The organism is Thiohalobacter sp., from assembly GCF_027000115.1.
In the GTDB taxonomy this organism is placed as follows: domain Bacteria; phylum Pseudomonadota; class Gammaproteobacteria; order Thiohalobacterales; family Thiohalobacteraceae; genus JALTON01.
On record NZ_JALTON010000031.1, the window covers coordinates 25,600 to 40,914 of the forward strand.

Genomic DNA, 15,315 nt, shown 5'->3' on the forward strand with positions numbered 1-15,315 from the left:
ATGGCGGCTTGACTCCCCCAGGGTGGCTGCGTAAATTGCCGCCATCCCTGCTTCAGGTGCCCGCGGCCCTTCCCCTGGCCGCGGGTGAAACGGGAAGCCGGTGCGCCCCGGAGAACCCCGGTGCAAGTCCGGCGCTGCCCCCGCAACGGTAGGTGAGTCAGGGGCCGATCCTCTAGCCACTGTGTCGATGACACGGGAAGGCGATCGGCCCGGAAAGCCCGGCTTTCCACTCGCGAGCCCGGAGACCGGCCTGAGGCGTTCGTGTGATGTGCTGCGGAGGGCGGCACAGCGGCGCAACGGCCCGGTTCCGTTTCCCCGTCCCCGCTCTCGCTTGCCACCACAGACCGCAACCGGCGCGCGGGTGCGCGCCCCGACACGAGAGCCTAGCCCGACATGATGTTTCGCCCCCGAGCCCTGCCCCTGGCCCTGAGCCTTTGCTGCACCATCAGCCTGCCTGCGCTGGCCGACGAGATGGCACCGGTTGTCGTCACCGCCACCCGCACCGCCCAGACCGCCGACCAGACCCTGGCCTCGATCACCGTCATCACGCGCGCCGACATCGAACGCCTGCAGGCCCGGTCGGTGGAGGAACTGCTGTCCGGCCTGGCCGGCGTGACCCTGGCCAACAACGGCGGCCGTGGCAAGCAGACCTCGCTGTTCCTGCGCGGCACCAACTCCAGCCATGTCCTGTTCCTCATCGACGGCATCCGTGTCGGTTCGGCAACCACCGGTGCGGCGGCCTTCCAGGACTTCCCGGTGGACCAGATCGATCGCATCGAAATCGTGCGCGGCCCGCGCTCGGCGCTGTACGGCTCGGAGGCCATCGGCGGCGTGATCCAGATCTTCACCCGCAAGGGCGGCGGGGACACGCGGCTGCGTCTCGATGCAGGGACTGGCACGCACAACACTCGGCTGTTGAGCGGCGGCGTCAGCGGCGGCGGCGACCGTCACTGGTACAACCTGCAGCTCTCCGGAGAAGACACCGACGGCTTCAATGCCTGCACCGGCTCCTCCACTGCCTTCGCCGGCTGCTTCACCGAGGAACCGGACGACGACGGCTATCGCAACCTCTCCCTGTCGCTGCGCGCCGGCACCCGCTTCGACAATGGGGCGAGCCTGGACCTGAGCCTGCTGCGCGCCGACACCGAGGTCGAATACGACGGCAGCTTCCAGAACGAGACCGACGGGCTGCAGCAGGTGCTGGGCGCCAGCCTCGAACTGCCGCTGGGCGAGACGCGGCTGGGCTTGCGTGTCGGCCAGAGCCGCGACGAGGCCGACAACTTCAAGGACGGCAGCGCCGCCTCCCGCTTCGACACCCGCCGCAACAGCGCCGGCATCCAGATCGACACACCGCTCGGTGCAGCGGGCCTGGTCACCTTCGGCGGCGACTGGTACGACGACCGGGTATCCTCGACCACGGCCTACGACCGCTCCAGCCGTGACAACAAGGCCCTGTTCGCCCAGTACCTCGGCAACTTCGGTCGCTTCGACCTGGAGGCCGCCCTGCGCCGTGACGACAACGAGCAGTTCGGCGGCCACACCACCGGCAGCCTGGCGGTCGGCCACGACCTGGGCGAGCGGCTGCGGCTGACCGCGAGCTACGGCACCGCCTTCAAGGCGCCCACCTTCAACGACCTCTACTTCCCGGGCTTCAGCAACCCGAACCTGCAGCCGGAAACCTCGAAGAGCCTGGAGTTCGGCCTCTCGGGGCTGGCCGGCAGCCTGCGCTGGGCTGCCCAGATCTACGAAACCCGTATCAACGACCTGATCGCCTTCGACAGCAGCTTCGTTCCGCAGAACATCAGCAAGGCGCGCATCCGCGGTCTGGAACTGACACTGGCCGGCCGCATCGGTGGATGGGACGCCCGCGCCAACGCCGGCTTCATGGACCCGGAACATCGCGGCGACGACGCCAACCGGGGCAACCAGCTCACCCGACGCGCCAGACGCTCGCTGCGCATCGATCTCGACCGCGAATTCGGCGCAATCCAGTTCGGCGGCACCCTGCGCGCGGAGAGCCGGCGCTATGACGACCTCGCCAACACCCGCGCCATCGGCGGCTACGCCACTGTCGATCTGCGCCTGGACTGGCAGCCGGCACGCGACTGGACCCTGGGACTGCGCGCCGCCAACCTGTTCGACCGCGACTACGAGCTGGTCAGCTACTACCCGCAGGACGGCCGCAACTTCATGCTCACCCTGCGCTATCGTCCGGAGGGCTGATCGGGCATGTCGTCCGGTGTCGTACAGCCCCTCACCGATGGCCGCCCGCTGGCGGCCATGCTGCTCGCCTCGGTGCTGATCCATGCGGTACTGCTTGCAGCCTGGGGGCCATCGACACCGCCTGCCGCACCGCAGGCATCGGCCCTCTCGGTACGGCTGCAGGCCGGTACCACAGCCAGCGCACAGGCGGCCGCTGAGACACCGCAAGCCTCCACAGCCGTGAAAACGGAGGTGGCCGAACGGCACGCGGTCCGGACCCGACCCGCCGTACCGGCAGCGACCCCCCGGGAGGCCGTGCGCCCGTCGGCACCGCCCGCGCCGCATATCGTCGAAGTGGAACCCGCCACAGCGTCGCTTCCCCGGGCCGGGACTGCCGACGCAGCCGCCACGCCGCCCGAGGCCCGCGCAGAGGCCATGGCCGCCAGCCGCATCCTCGCCGACATCCGCCTCGCCCTGGCCCGTCACTTCCGCTATCCGCCGCTGGCGCGCCGGCTCGGCTGGGAGGGCGACGTGGTCCTCGGCTTCCGTCTCCATGCCGACGGGCGAATCGACGACATCCGCATCACCCGGCCCTCGGGGCACCGCCTGCTCGACCGCTCGGCGCGCGAGGCCCTCGGCCGGGTGCAGCGGGTGAGGCTGGCCGCCGGGCTCATCGACGGCAGCCGGGTGCTGGAACTGCCGGTACAATACCGGCTGACGGACAGCTGAGGCAGGAGAGACATGGGCCACCGCCTGTCGAAGATCTACACCCGCACCGGCGACGCCGGCAGTACCGGTCTCGGTGACGGCAACCGCGTGGACAAGGACCACCCGCGGGTCGAGGCCTTCGGCACGGTCGACGAGCTGAACAGCCAGATCGGCTTGCTGCTGACCGAGATCGACCCGGCCAGCGAGGTCGCAGGCGATCTCACCGCCATCCAGCACGACCTGTTCGATCTCGGCGGCGAGCTGTCCATCCCGGATCATCGCAGTATGGAAGCGAAACAGGTGGAACACCTGGAAGCCCGACTCGACGCGCTGAATGCCGATCTGCCCTACCTGAAGGAATTCATCCTCCCCGGCGGCTGCCGGGCCGCGGCACTGGCCCATGTCGCGCGCACCGTCTGCCGCCGTGCCGAGCGCCGGCTGTTCAGCCTGTCACGCGACGAGACCCTCAACCCCGCGGCGCTGCAGTATCTCAACCGCCTGTCCGACTACCTGTTCGTGCTGGCCCGCCACCTGAACCGGGCCACCGGCCGCGACGACGTGCTCTGGGACCGCAGCCGCTGACGCCGCCCCGCGGCCCCTCATGTAGCCCGGATGCAGCGCAAGCGGAATCCGGGAACCCCTGCGGATGCCCGCCTTCGTGTTCCATTCGGAACCGGGACCTGACTCATTCCCCGCGCGCCGCGTCCAGGCGCGCGCACAGCCGCGCCGCCCCCTCCGCCAGCCGCGGGCCGGCGCGCTGCAGCAGGTCCGCCGGCAGGCTGTAGAGATGGCCCTTCGCCACCGCCGGCAGTTCCGGCCAGGCGGCCCACGCCGCCAGCCAGGCCGGCCGTTCGGCGCCCAGACCACTGGCCAGGATCACCTCAGGCCGCCGCGCCAGGACCGCCTCGGTGCTCACCGACAGTGCCAGCCGGTCGACGTCGGCGAACAGGTTGTGGCCGCCGCAGAGTGCGATGACCTCGGTGAGGATGTGCGGTCCGCCCAGTGTCATCAGCGGCCGGTCCCAGATCTGGTAGAAGACACGCAGCGGGCGGACACCGGCATGGCGCACGCGCAGGGCCTCGATGCGGGACTCGAAGGTCCGGGCCGCAACCTCTGCCTCCGCCGTGGTATGCGCGAGCCGGCCGAGGGCGCGCAGGGTACGGGGGATGTCGGCCAGTCGCCGGGGCTCGGTGACATACACGGCAACGCCGAGCGCACGCAGCCGGTCGAGATCGGCGCCGCGCGCGCCGCTGCCCCAGGCCACCACCAGATCCGGCGCCAGCAGCGCGATGCGTTCGACATCCAGCGCGCCCAGGGTACCGATGCGGGGGAGCCGCGCCACCGCCGGCGGATGATCGCTGGCCAGGTCCACGGCCACCACCCGCGCGCCGGCGCCCGCCGCGAACAGCAGTTCGGTGGCGCTGGGGGCGGTGCTGACGATGCGCGCGGCGGGCGCCGCGAGACGCACCGGATTCCCGGTGTCGTCGGTGACCGCCACGACCGCGACCGCGAGCCGGCAGGTCAGGGCCAGCAGGCCGAAGGCATACAGCAGAAATTTCATGCCCGCAGTCTACCGGAAGCGCCGCCGGCCGACGCTGACAGCCCGCGCCCGGGCGGGTATCCTTGGCCGCCCGTCCGCAACCAGCCGCTGGAGATCTGCATGAAATCCCCCGTCGTGGTCATAGGCATCGGAGAACTGGGCGCCGTGTTCGCGCGCGGCCTGCTGCGCACCGGCCATCCGGTCTTCCCCGTCACCCGCGAGACCGACATGGCACTGGAATCGGCCAGTCTCCCCGACCCGGAGCTGGTGCTGCTGGCGGTGGCGGAAAAGGACCTGCATCCGACGTTGGAGGGCATCCCCGCGCCCTGGCGCGAACGGCTGGTGCTGCTGCAGAACGAACTGTTGCCGCGCGACTGGGAACGCCATGGCATCGAACAGCCCACGGTGATCTCGGTCTGGTTCGAGAAGAAGAAGGGCATGGACTCGAAGGTGCTGCTGCCCTCGCCCGCCTGCGGTCCCGCGGCCGAAACCCTGCACGCCGCGCTGGCGAGCATCGACATCCCGGTCCGCGTCCTCGACGACAGGGAGGCCCTGCTGTTCGAACTGGTGGTGAAGAATGTCTACATCCTCACCACCAACATCGCCGGCCTCGAGGTCGGCGGCACCGTGAGCAGCCTGTGGCGGGACCATCAGAACCTCGCCCGCGCCGTTGCCGCTGATGTCATCGCCATCCAGGCGCACCTCACCGGCCGCGACTTCGACACCGAGGCGCTGATCCGGGGCATGCTCGCCGCCTTCGAGGGCGATCCCGATCACGGCTGCATGGGCCGCTCGGCGCCGGCACGCCTGCAGCGCGCACTCGCCCTGGCCGACGAGGCCGGCCTCGAGGTGCCCACCCTGCGCCGCATCGCCGCCGCGCATCCCTGAGTCATCGCGGCCCATCTTCAGAGAGTGCCGCGCACATCCCCGGGCATTCAGGGTCAGGGGCGCCGCAACGCCTTGCCGGTGCCGTGATCCTCAGGGCCTTCGGCCATGGAAGATCAGCATCGGCGGCCTTTCGCCGTCGGCCTCGATGCGGGTCAGACCGGCGCTCGGGACCTTGATGCGAAACAGGCTGGGGGCGGGCGCTTCGAGCAGATGCACGAGCGCAGCGCGGATGACGCCGGCATGCCCCACCACCAGCGCCCGTCGGCCGGCGTGGCGTTGCAGGCAGTCGTCGAGACCGGCCGCGATGCGGGCCAGAAACTCCGCCACCGGCTCGGCACCGGGTGGGCGGTGGGCAACGGGATCGGCATAGAAGCGCGACAGGGCCTGGGCGTCCTCCGCCCGCAACTCGGCCGCGGTGCGGCCTTCCCAGGCACCGAAGCCGATCTCCCGGAAGCGGTGCTCGATCTCCAGCGGCAGGCCACGTTCCCTGGCCAGCGCCTCGGCAAAGGCACGGCAGCGGACAAGCGGTGAACTGACCAGGACATCCCAGTCCTCGCCGGCGACGGCGCCACGCATCTCCGCCCAGCCGCGCTCGCTGAGCGGATCGTCGATCTGGCCGCGGTAGCGGGGGCCGCCCACGGGCTCGCCATGGCGAAGCAGGTCGAGACGGGTCATGGCATTCAGGCGATCAGACCAGCCAGTACCAGCAGGGCTATCACGAACACCCACACGAACAGGGCGCGCCCGACCAGCCCGGAGACGGACTCCAGCAGTCGTGCCTGGGCATCGGGATCGCGGTGCGGGCCGGGGTCGTTGAGGGCACCGCGGCCGACACCGGCGAGGATGGCATCCGAGGCCAGCGACCCCGATCCCGCCGTATCGGCATGGTGACGCCAGCGGGTCAGCGCGCCCTCGAAGTCGCCGGACAGGGCGTAGGAGAGGGCGGTCAGCCGGGCCGGAATCCAGTCCAGCACAGCCAGCAACTGCAGGATGGCCTGCGCAAACAGCGGGTCGCCATCCTGCGCCTCGCGCAGCCTGAGTTCCTGCGCAGCCCGGTAGAGCACGGCGCCCAGCGGCCCCAGCAGCGCAAACCAGAACAGGACACCGAAGATACGCCGGTTGGCCTCGGCCAGCAGTTCGCCGGTCACCTGATCGATGCGGGCGTCGGGCTCCGGCACCAGCGGCAGGGCCAGGCTCTCGTCGGCGAAGCGGGCAAAGGTCAGGTCGTCACCGGAGGCCGCGGCATCGGCCAGGGCACGGATGTCCACGAACAGGTCGCGCGGCCCCAGGCAGACAACCAGCACCAGCACACCAAAGATCAGCCCGCCCAGCCCCCAAAGGGCGTCGTCCAGCCAGGCCTGCAGCAGGGCGACGACCAGCAGCGGCCCGGCCAGCACCAGCAGCAACTCGCCCCGGCCGGCCACGGGTGCCTCGGCGAGGCGGCTGCGCAGCCAGAGCACGTAGTCGTGGAAATGTTCATAGCGGCGCCAGTGCCGGACCCGGTCGTACAGCCGTTCCAGGCCCAGGCCGAGCAGAATGGAAATGAGCGTCATGTGCTCCTCCTGCCGCCAAGCTAAGGACAGCCCCCGGGGGTGTCAAGCAAGGCCCTTTGCTGCCAGCAGCGCGGCCAGGCGTGGCCACTCGAAGGCCGGGCCGGGGTCGGTCTTGCGCCCGGGCGCGATGTCGCTGTGACCCACGACACGCCCGGCGGTGATGGCGGGATAGCGTTCGGCCAGCGCCGCGATCAGCTCGGCCAGCGCCCGGTATTGCACCGGCTCGTAGGCGATGTCGTCGGCACCCTCCAGCTCGATGCCCACCGAGAAGTCGTTGCAAGCGGTGCGCCCTTGGTGGCAGCTCTGGCCGGCGTGCCAGGCGCGTTCCCCGAAGGGAACGAACTGCACCAGGCTGCCGTCGCGGCGAATCAGCACATGGGCGGACACCCGGAGATGCGCGACCTGCGGATAATACGGATGGGCGTCGGGGTCGAGCCGGTTGGTGAACAGCGCCTCGATGGCATCGCCGCCGAACTCGCCCGGCGGCAGGCTGATGCCGTGCACCACCACCAGCGAGATGTCGGCCGGATCGGGGCGCGCGTCACGGTTCTCGCTGGGCACACGGCGCACCCCCTCCAGCCAGCCCCGGGCATCGATTCTCACGGCGCCTCCCGCGGCGGCGCGGCCAGCAGTGCGGCGATGCCCCGATCGACGGCCGCGGGGGTGGCCTCCACCGCCAGCGGCCCCTGGTAACGGCCATCGACGTACAGGAACAGCGCGGGCAGGTGGAAGACCTCGAACTCGGCGGCGAGCCCCGGATCCAGCCCCGCATCGACCTCGAACAGTTGCAGGTCGCCGCGCCGCACCGCACAGGCCTCCAGCAGCCGTTTCCAGTGCCGGCAGCTGCCGCAGGCCGCGGCGGAAAACAGCACCAGGGCCAGCCCTGTCGTGGCCTCCAGGGCGTGATGAAAGTCGAACTGGTCGAGTCTGCGAAACATGCCGCGCCGCTTGATTTCGGGGGTTGGCTCACGCGATCATGCACCGGCGGAGCCAATGGGCATCCTAGCAGCTTGCAGGTGTCCCCGCAGGGCGGCTGGCCGGAAACGTGAACCCCGCCGCATCCGTGTCCGACAACGGACCCTAGAATCCGTCGGCTGCAGGCCGACCCTCTTGCCCGAGGAAATCCAGTGAAGCGCATTCTGCCGTTCATCCTTCTCGTCGCCGCCCTCGGCGGTGCCTGGCAGGTTCAGGCGGAGACCCGTTACGTCTCCGACCGGCTCGAAATCCCCATGCGCTCCGGCAAGAGCACCCAGCACCGCATCCTGCGCATGGTGCCCTCCGGCACGCCGCTGGAGGTGCTGGAGGTGGACAAGGAAAACGGCTGGACGCGGGTACGCACGCCCAGCGGGGCGGAAGGCTGGGTGCTGACCCGGCTGCTGATGGACATCCCTGCCGCCCGCGACCGGCTGGCGCGCGCCGAGAAACGGCTGGCCGAGCTGGAACTTCGCGACCGTCAGCGGACCCAGAACCTCACCGCAGCCGAAAAGGAGAAGGCCGGGCTGCAGGCGGAACTGGAGAAGCTCCGCGAGGAGAACCGCAGTCTGGCCCAGCAGCTAGCCGAAATCCGCCGCACCGCCTCCAGCGCGCTCGCCATCGACGCCGAGAACAAGGAACTCAAGAGCCGGCTGATGCAGATGGAGCGCGAACAGCAGACCCTCGCCCAGGAAAACGAGACCCTGCGGGACCGCACCGCCCGCGACTGGTTCATGGTGGGTGCCGGCGTGGTGGTACTGGGCATCCTCATCGGCCTGATCCTTCCCCGCCTGCGCATCCGCCGCAAGTCGAGCTGGGGCGATCTCTGACAAGCCGCCTGCAGCGCCCGGCCTGCACCCCTATTCGTCGGTCACGCAGCCGTGCGAGGCATCCTTCACGCACTTGATGAACTTGTGCAGGGTGCCGCGGGTGGCCTTGTACGGCGGCATCTGCCACTCGGCCCGGCGCCGTGCCATCTCCTCGTCGGAGACATCGACGCTGAGTGAATTGGCCACGGCGTCGATGCTGACGACGTCGCCGTTGCGGATCAGGCCGATGGGTCCGCCCTCCTGGGCCTCGGGCACGATGTGGCCGATGATGAAACCGTGCGAGCCGCCGGAGAAGCGGCCGTCGGTGAGCAGCGCCACGTCCTTGCCCAGCCCCGCGCCCATGATGGCCGAGGTAGGGGTGAGCATCTCGGGCATGCCGGGACCGCCCTTGGGGCCCTCGTAGCGGATCACCACCACGTCGCCCTTCTCGATCTCGTTGCGCTCCAGCGCCGCCAGCATGTCCTCCTCGCAGTCGTAGACCTTGGCCGGCCCGGAGAAGTGCAGCCCCTCCTTGCCGGTGATCTTGGCCACGGCGCCGCCCGGCGCCAGGTTCCCGCGCAGGATGCGGATGTGGCCGCTCTCTTTGATGGGGTTGTCCAGCGGGCGAATGACGTCCTGGCCTGGCGTGAGATCGTCGACCTCTTCGAGGTTCTCGCCCAGGGTACGTCCCGTCACCGTCATGCAGTTGCCGTCGAGCAGGCCCTCGCGCAGCAGGTACTTCATCAATGCCGGGATACCGCCCACCTTGTGCAGGTCTTCCATGACATAACGGCCCGAGGGCTTGAGATCGGCGAGGAAGGGAATGCGATCGGACACGACCTGGAAGTCGTCCAGAGTCAGCTCCACGCCGACCGCCCGTGCCATGGCGATCAGGTGCAGCACCGCATTGGTCGAACCGCCCGTGGCCATGATCATCACCATGGCGTTCTCGAAGGCGGCGCGGGTCATGATGTCGCGGGGCTTGATGTCGCGTTCCAGCAGCACCCGCATGGCGGCGCCGGCACGGTGGCACTCGCGCAGCTTTTCGGCATCGTCGGCCGGCGTGGAAGAACTGAAGGGCAGGCTCATGCCCATGGCCTCGATGGCGGTGGCCATGGTGTTGGCCGTGTACATGCCGCCGCAGGCGCCCGGCCCGGGGCAGGCATGCTCGACAATGTCCTGGCGTTCCTCGTCATCGATCTTTTCCGCCAGGTATTCGCCATAGCTCTGGAAGGCGGAGACAATGTCCAGCGTCTTGCCATGGCTGTGGCCGGCGCGGATGGTGCCGCCATAGACCATAATCGAGGGCCGGTTGAGCCGCCCCATGGCGATTACCGTGCCGGGCATGTTCTTGTCGCAGCCGGGCAGGGCAATCAGGCCGTCGTACCACTGTGCAGCGACTACCGTCTCCACCGAATCGGCGATGATCTCGCGCGACTGCAGCGAGTAGCTCATGCCCTCGGTGCCCATGGAGATGCCGTCGGAGACACCGATGGTGTTGAAGCGCATGCCGACCATGCCGGCCTCGACCACGCCCTCCTTCACCTTCGCCGCCAGGTCGTTGAGGTGCATGTTGCAGGTGTTGCCCTCCCACCAGACACTGGCGATGCCGATCTGGGGCCGGTCCATGTCCTCGCGGGTAAGCCCGGTACCATAGAGCATGGCCTGGGAGGCGCCCTGTGCGCGGGGCTGGGTAATGCGGGAACTGTAGCGGTTCAGTTTCTTGTCGGACATCAGACTCTCCGGGGGAATGGAACAGGCCCGGCGGGGCCGGAAAGTGCGCTATTGTACCCCAGCCGCCAGCATTTCGGCCGGGCCTGCCCGGGTTACCGCGCCCGGGCGCAGAGAGGGCGGCGACCGTGACGCGCTGCCGGCGTCACGGTTGCGCACGCCTGGAATGGCGGCGGTTCAGAGGGTGAAGGATTCCGCCCCGCCGGGCGGCAGGCGGGACTCCAGGTAGTTGAGCTTGCCGAGCCAGATGGGCACCGGATCGGGGACGCCGAGCAGGTAGCCCTGGCCGAAGTCCATCCGCATGGACTCCAGGGTACCGGCCTGTTCGCGGGTCTCCACGAACTCGACCACCGTTTCCAGACCCAGTGCCTGGGCCATCTGCCGGGTGATCTGCATGATGTGCTGGTTGGCCATGCTGGTGGTGATGTCGCGGGTGAGGGAGCCGTCCAGCTTCAGGTAGCGCACGCTGCCGTCCAGGGCCAGCTCGATCACTGTCTGCAGGGTGGAATAGCCGGTGCCGAAGTCGTCGATGGCGAACACCAGTCCATGTCGGCGATGCAGTTCGCCGACCCGCGCGCGGCGTTCGAGCAGCACCTGCTCGGTCAGTTCCAGCACCACCTCGAAATCCTTCAGCGGCCCTTCCAGGATGCGAACCAGGGTGGCCAGATAGTCGTCCCGCTCCAGGGAATCGGCCGAGACATTGATGAACAGGCGCCGGGTGATCCGCGACAGGGCCGGCGCATGGCGGGCCACCGCTTCGAGCACCAGGCGGTCGAACTCGGCCGCCAGGCCCATGGCGATGATGTCGTCGATGAACAGCCCGGCACTGATATGGCCCTCGCCATCGCGGAAGCGGCCCAGCACCTCGAAGGCATGAATGCGACGCCGATTGTCGAGCGTCACCAGCGGCTGGATGAAGATGTCGGTCTGCTCGGGGGTCAGCTTGGCCTGCAGGTCGAGCGATTTGTGATACTGGGCCTTGAGCCAGTCGACCATGGCCCGGGTATGTTCTTCGCCGGTGAGCACCTGCACGTCGGCCTCACGGGCCTGATCCGTGAGGTATTGCACCAGCAGGTGCATGTTCTCGGTGGTCAGCTCGTTGAGATCCGTCAGTTCGATACCGCGATAGAGCAGGTCGATGTCCGTGGGCAACGCCTCGCTGCACCTGGCCACGACCTCCCGGTGGATCCGGCGCAGCAGTGCCTGCACGGTCTCGGCATCGGTGTCACACCCGATGAGATAGAAATCCCCGGCGATGCCGCGGGTATGGACCAGCCACGCGCGGTTGGCCTCGGCCTCCGCCTGCAGGACGCCATCCACGCAGTCCAGCGCCCGGTCGCCCACGTCGGTGCCATACAGCTTGTTGAGCCGCCCCAGGTCGCGGAGGTTGATCACGCTCAGGAACTTGCGCCCGGGCAGATAGAGCGCCGCCTGCAGAAAGTTGAAGAACCGGTTGATGCGGTTGGTCTGGCTCTCGAAATAGAGCACGCTCAGCAGGTTGAGCAGCTCGGCCACCTTCCTGACCATGTCCTGGTAGGCGATGTAGGCCTGTTCGAAGCGCCCCGCACACAGCATGGCATAGAGAATGCTGGACTGCTGGGTGATCAGGCGATGCTGTTCGAGGATCTGGTCGCAGAGCTTCAGATCGAGACAGATCAGCATGCTCTCGGGGTAGCGCAGGGCGGCATGGAACGGGCTCTGATCGGCAGGTTCGAGCGGGTAGCCGCTGAGGTCGTCGTCCCGAATCGCCCGGTTGATGGCCTCGAGCCATTCGATGTAGAGGCGGATCAGGATCTTTTCCTGCAGGATCTTCGCCGGCAGGTGATCGGGCTCGCGGACTTCGCACAGCAGATAGGCACGCGCCGTGTCACGCTTGATGCGTTCGAAGGTCTCGTCGATCTCCCGGTAATGCCGCAGGGGCTCGTCGGTGTTGGCTGCCACCGACTGCGTCAGCTCAGCCTTGATATGGTTGAAACTGCCCATCAGCAATGCGAAGGGAATGTGCGCCGAGTGATAGGTCCCGGCCAGGGACTCGACCACCGGCGCCGATGCGGCCTGTTCCTCGAAAAAACAGCCCAGGAGTTCCCGGAACCCATCGAGCAGCAGGCGCTCGCGCCGCTCGTCCAGCAGGGTCTCCAGCGCACCGTAACCTTCATGGAAGGCATGGAGTCCGTTCAGGAGGCGTTCGATCTGGTCTGGCGAAAGATACAGGTCAGCTTCCTTCATGAAGGGAAATGCGGAACGGCAAGATAAACAGGCCTCCGGCAACCGATTATAGACGGGGATTGTCTCGCCGCAACTGGCATCCGGCCAGACCGAACATTCCATTTCGTTGGCACCAAAATGGTGCGAGGCTGGCGATCGATCTGCCCGCAGCCGCTGTCGATTGCTGCCGATGCCCGCCGTACCATTGCACTTCGACCCACGTGCGGTGGGCAGGCCGGGGGCAGGCCCCCTGGCCGAATCGACGCGCCCATGCCGGTCATACCAACGCAAGAGGCCGGGCAATGCCCGGCCTCTCGTCGGCGAATCGCCCGGCTCTCCGTTCAGAGTGCGTCCTGGTCCAGCTCACCGGTGCGAATGCGCACCACCTTTTCCACATCGCTGACGAAGATCTTGCCGTCACCGATCTTGCCGGTACGGGCCGCGTTGGTGATGGCCTCCACGCAGCGATCCACGTCCTCCTGGCGCACCACCACCTCGAGCTTCACCTTGGGCAGGAAATCGACCACGTACTCGGCGCCACGGTAGAGTTCGGTGTGGCCCTTCTGGCGCCCGAAACCCTTGACCTCGATGGCGGTCATGCCCGCGATTCCGATCTCGGAAAGGGCCTCGCGCACGTCGTCGAGCTTGAACGGCTTGATGATGGCTTCGACCTTTTTCATCGGTATCCCCTTTGCCCAGGCTGTGGTTTGCGGCAACGATACCTCAAGTCAATGCGGCTGAAAAGCTGGGGCAGGGTGCGCGACGGTGGGCAAGGTGGTTTGCTTGATGGGCACGCTTCGCTTTGCCCAGCCTACCTCATTGATGAACAGGGTACGTGGCCGTGGGATGGGCGGTTTGGGTGATGGGCACGCTTCGCTTTGCCCATCCTACCTCACGCCTCACACATCCTTCCGGTCCTCGAGCTGGGTGGCGAGGTAACCAGAGGTGATGGGATAGCGGCGGTCGCGGCCGAAGGCACGGCGCGACACCCGCACGCCGGGCGGTGCCTGGCGACGCTTGTACTCGTTGCGGTCGACCATCCAGGCCACACGCCGCACCACCGCCTCGTCGAAGCCGGCGGCGACGATGTCGCCGATGCTCTGGTCGCACTCGACATAGCGCTCGAGGATGGCATCCAGCACCGGATAGGGCGGCAGCGAGTCCTGATCGGTCTGATCGGGCGCCAGCTCGGCCGAGGGCGGGCGGCTGATGACCCGCGCGGGGATGATCTCGCGCTCGCGATTGAGGTATTCGGCGAGCCGGTAGACCATGGTCTTGGGCACGTCCTTGATAGGCGCAAAGCCGCCGGCCATGTCGCCGTAGAGGGTGGTGTAGCCCACCGCGACCTCGCTCTTGTTGCCGGTGGTGAGCAGGATCTTGCCGGTCTTGTTGGAGATCGCCATCAGGATCACACCGCGGCAGCGGGCCTGGATGTTTTCCTCCGTGACATCGGGCTCCAGGCCGCGGAATTCGTCGGCCAGCACATCGAGAAAGGCCTGGAACGGCCGCTCGATGGGGATCACCCGCCAGGTCACCCCCAGCCGGGTGGCCTGGGTGCGCGCATCCTCGACGCTCATCCCGGCGGTATAGCGCGAGGGCATCATCACCGCCTCGACCGCCTCCGCACCCAGCGCCTCGACGGCAATGGCCAGGGTCAGCGCCGAATCGATGCCGCCGGACAAACCCAGCACCGCGCCGGGAAAGCGGTTCTTGTGCACATAGTCGCGCACGCCCAGCACCAGCACCTTCAGCAGCCGCCCCTCCAGGGGCTCGAAGGCACAGACTTCGCCACCGCGCGGGCGCAAGGGGCCATCGGCAATTTCGAACTCGGCGAGGAACAGCCCCTCCTCGCAGAAGGGCGCGCGCTGCACCACCTCGCCGCGCGCATCCATGACGAAGGACTCTCCATCGAACACCAGTTCGTCCTGGCCGCCGACCAGGTTGAGATAGACCGCCGGCAGGCCCGTCTCGCGCACGCGGTCGCGCACCGCCGCCTCGCGCTCGACCTCCTTGCCGAGGTGGAAGGGCGAGGCGTTGATGTTGAGGACAAGCTGCGCGCCGGCCTCGTGCACCATGGCCGCAGGGCCGGGATTCCAGATGTCCTCGCAGATGGTGAGCCCCAACCGCGCACCCTTGAACTCGAACACGCAGCCGCCATCGCCGGGCACGAAGTAGCGTTTCTCGTCGAACACGGCATAGTTGGGCAGATGCTGCTTGAGGCAGACCGCTTCGATGCGGCCGTCGCGGATCACCGAGGCGGCATTGTGCAACCCGCCGATGTCGCGGTGCGGATGGCCAACCACCAGGGCGATGCCCTCCACCTGCCGGCGGATGGATTCCAGCGCCTCCAGCACATGCACCTGCAGGCCGGGACGCAGCAGAAGGTCTTCGGGCGGGTAGCCGGTCAGCGCCAGCTCCGGGAACAGCAGCAGGTCGGCCTTGAGCCGGTCGCGTGCCTCGGCGGCGACCTCGATGATCCGGCGCGCGTTGCCGTGCACGTCACCGACCAGCAGGTCGATCTGCGCCAGCGCGATGCGAAGGGTCTGGCTCATGACAGAGGCCTGTTCCCGGGCGCGCGGGCAGCAGACGCGGGATAGCCGAAGCAGCGCAGCGACCTGTCCATCATGATCCGCCGGCCTGATGATGGGCACGGCCCTTCGGACCTTTGCCCATCCTACGGGTTTTTCGCAACGATAGAGGGAATCCC

General features: G+C 68.2%; 14 protein-coding genes and 1 riboswitch. Of the genes, 5 read left to right on the top strand and 9 right to left on the bottom strand.

Going from position 1 to position 15,315, the window contains the following annotated elements; all coding sequences use genetic code 11:
* Positions 1-37: 37 nt before the first annotated feature.
* Positions 38-268, top strand: a riboswitch (cobalamin riboswitch).
* 128 nt (positions 269-396) lie between these two features.
* Genes btuB through MVF76_RS04775 form a run of 3 tightly spaced genes read left to right on the top strand, consistent with a single transcriptional unit; the run spans position 397 to position 3,492 of the window.
* A complete protein-coding gene (gene btuB / locus MVF76_RS04765; protein WP_411293545.1) occupies positions 397-2,223 on the top strand; it encodes a TonB-dependent vitamin B12 receptor in 1,827 nt (608 codons plus the stop codon).
* Between the two features lie 6 nt (positions 2,224-2,229).
* Entirely contained in the window at positions 2,230-2,931 is a 702-nt protein-coding gene (locus MVF76_RS04770; protein ID WP_297527651.1) for an energy transducer TonB, read from the top strand.
* A gap of 12 nt (positions 2,932-2,943) precedes the next feature.
* The gene (locus tag MVF76_RS04775; protein WP_297527652.1) at positions 2,944-3,492 is read left to right on the top strand and encodes a cob(I)yrinic acid a,c-diamide adenosyltransferase; all 549 of its coding nucleotides are present in this window, start codon (positions 2,944-2,946) and stop codon (positions 3,490-3,492) included.
* 103 nt (positions 3,493-3,595) lie between these two features.
* On the opposite strand, the gene MVF76_RS04780 is transcribed toward MVF76_RS04775, so the two are convergent.
* The gene (locus tag MVF76_RS04780) at positions 3,596-4,471 is read right to left on the bottom strand and encodes a cobalamin-binding protein (RefSeq protein ID WP_297527653.1); all 876 of its coding nucleotides are present in this window, start codon (positions 4,469-4,471) and stop codon (positions 3,596-3,598) included.
* Between the two features lie 99 nt (positions 4,472-4,570).
* Between MVF76_RS04780 and MVF76_RS04785 the strand changes: the two genes are divergently transcribed.
* Positions 4,571-5,338, top strand: a complete 768-nt coding sequence (locus MVF76_RS04785) for a hypothetical protein (RefSeq protein WP_297527654.1) — start codon at positions 4,571-4,573, stop codon at positions 5,336-5,338.
* 90 nt (positions 5,339-5,428) lie between these two features.
* Here MVF76_RS04785 and MVF76_RS04790 read toward each other — a convergent pair whose 3' ends face one another.
* Genes MVF76_RS04790 through MVF76_RS04805 form a run of 4 tightly spaced genes read right to left on the bottom strand, consistent with a single transcriptional unit; the run spans position 5,429 to position 7,829 of the window.
* The gene (locus tag MVF76_RS04790) at positions 5,429-6,013 is read right to left on the bottom strand and encodes a histidine phosphatase family protein (protein ID WP_297527655.1); all 585 of its coding nucleotides are present in this window, start codon (positions 6,011-6,013) and stop codon (positions 5,429-5,431) included.
* 5 nt (positions 6,014-6,018) lie between these two features.
* Complete coding sequence (ampE, locus tag MVF76_RS04795; RefSeq protein ID WP_297527656.1) at positions 6,019-6,891, bottom strand: regulatory signaling modulator protein AmpE; 873 nt, start codon at positions 6,889-6,891, stop codon at positions 6,019-6,021.
* Positions 6,892-6,933: 42 nt separating this feature from the next.
* On the bottom strand, positions 6,934-7,494 hold the full coding sequence (ampD, locus tag MVF76_RS04800) for a 1,6-anhydro-N-acetylmuramyl-L-alanine amidase AmpD (RefSeq protein WP_297527657.1): 561 nt from the start codon (positions 7,492-7,494) through the stop codon (positions 6,934-6,936).
* On the bottom strand, positions 7,491-7,829 hold the full coding sequence (locus MVF76_RS04805) for a thioredoxin family protein (protein WP_297527658.1): 339 nt from the start codon (positions 7,827-7,829) through the stop codon (positions 7,491-7,493). The genes ampD and MVF76_RS04805 overlap by 4 nt, the downstream gene beginning before the upstream one ends.
* A 189-nt stretch (positions 7,830-8,018) precedes the next feature.
* On the opposite strand from MVF76_RS04805, the gene MVF76_RS04810 reads away from it, so the two are divergent.
* Entirely contained in the window at positions 8,019-8,693 is a 675-nt protein-coding gene (locus MVF76_RS04810; protein ID WP_297527659.1) for a TIGR04211 family SH3 domain-containing protein, read from the top strand.
* 30 nt (positions 8,694-8,723) lie between these two features.
* Here MVF76_RS04810 and ilvD read toward each other — a convergent pair whose 3' ends face one another.
* The 4 genes from ilvD to MVF76_RS04830 all read right to left on the bottom strand — a co-directional run bounded on the left by ilvD (position 8,724) and on the right by MVF76_RS04830 (position 15,160).
* Positions 8,724-10,406: a dihydroxy-acid dehydratase gene (gene ilvD, locus MVF76_RS04815; RefSeq protein WP_297527660.1), complete on the bottom strand. Its 1,683-nt coding sequence runs from the start codon at positions 10,404-10,406 to the stop codon at positions 8,724-8,726.
* A 174-nt stretch (positions 10,407-10,580) separates the two neighbouring features.
* The gene (locus MVF76_RS04820; protein ID WP_297527661.1) at positions 10,581-12,629 is read right to left on the bottom strand and encodes an EAL domain-containing protein; all 2,049 of its coding nucleotides are present in this window, start codon (positions 12,627-12,629) and stop codon (positions 10,581-10,583) included.
* Positions 12,630-12,949: 320 nt separating this feature from the next.
* Positions 12,950-13,288, bottom strand: coding sequence for a P-II family nitrogen regulator (locus MVF76_RS04825; RefSeq protein ID WP_297527662.1), 339 nt, complete (start codon positions 13,286-13,288; stop codon positions 12,950-12,952).
* Positions 13,289-13,507: 219 nt separating this feature from the next.
* Entirely contained in the window at positions 13,508-15,160 is a 1,653-nt protein-coding gene (locus MVF76_RS04830; RefSeq protein ID WP_297527663.1) for an NAD+ synthase, read from the bottom strand.
* Between the last annotated feature and the right edge of the window lie 155 nt (positions 15,161-15,315).

Excerpts from the sequence above, each read along its gene's own strand:
- MVF76_RS04785 (WP_297527654.1), top strand. The coding sequence starts at position 4,571 with ATGAAATCCCCCGTCGTGGTCATAGGCATCGGAGAACTGGGCGCCGTG.
- MVF76_RS04775 (WP_297527652.1), top strand. The coding sequence starts at position 2,944 with ATGGGCCACCGCCTGTCGAAGATCTACACCCGCACCGGCGACGCCGGC.
- MVF76_RS04770 (WP_297527651.1), top strand. The coding sequence starts at position 2,230 with ATGTCGTCCGGTGTCGTACAGCCCCTCACCGATGGCCGCCCGCTGGCG.
- MVF76_RS04830 (WP_297527663.1), bottom strand. The coding sequence starts at position 15,160 with ATGAGCCAGACCCTTCGCATCGCGCTGGCGCAGATCGACCTGCTGGTC.
- btuB (WP_411293545.1), top strand. The coding sequence starts at position 397 with ATGTTTCGCCCCCGAGCCCTGCCCCTGGCCCTGAGCCTTTGCTGCACC.
- MVF76_RS04805 (WP_297527658.1), bottom strand. The coding sequence starts at position 7,829 with ATGTTTCGCAGACTCGACCAGTTCGACTTTCATCACGCCCTGGAGGCC.
- MVF76_RS04780 (WP_297527653.1), bottom strand. The coding sequence starts at position 4,471 with ATGAAATTTCTGCTGTATGCCTTCGGCCTGCTGGCCCTGACCTGCCGG.
- MVF76_RS04820 (WP_297527661.1), bottom strand. The coding sequence starts at position 12,629 with ATGAAGGAAGCTGACCTGTATCTTTCGCCAGACCAGATCGAACGCCTC.
- ilvD (WP_297527660.1), bottom strand. The coding sequence starts at position 10,406 with ATGTCCGACAAGAAACTGAACCGCTACAGTTCCCGCATTACCCAGCCC.
- MVF76_RS04790 (WP_297527655.1), bottom strand. The coding sequence starts at position 6,013 with ATGACCCGTCTCGACCTGCTTCGCCATGGCGAGCCCGTGGGCGGCCCC.
- ampE (WP_297527656.1), bottom strand. The coding sequence starts at position 6,891 with ATGACGCTCATTTCCATTCTGCTCGGCCTGGGCCTGGAACGGCTGTAC.
- MVF76_RS04825 (WP_297527662.1), bottom strand. The coding sequence starts at position 13,288 with ATGAAAAAGGTCGAAGCCATCATCAAGCCGTTCAAGCTCGACGACGTG.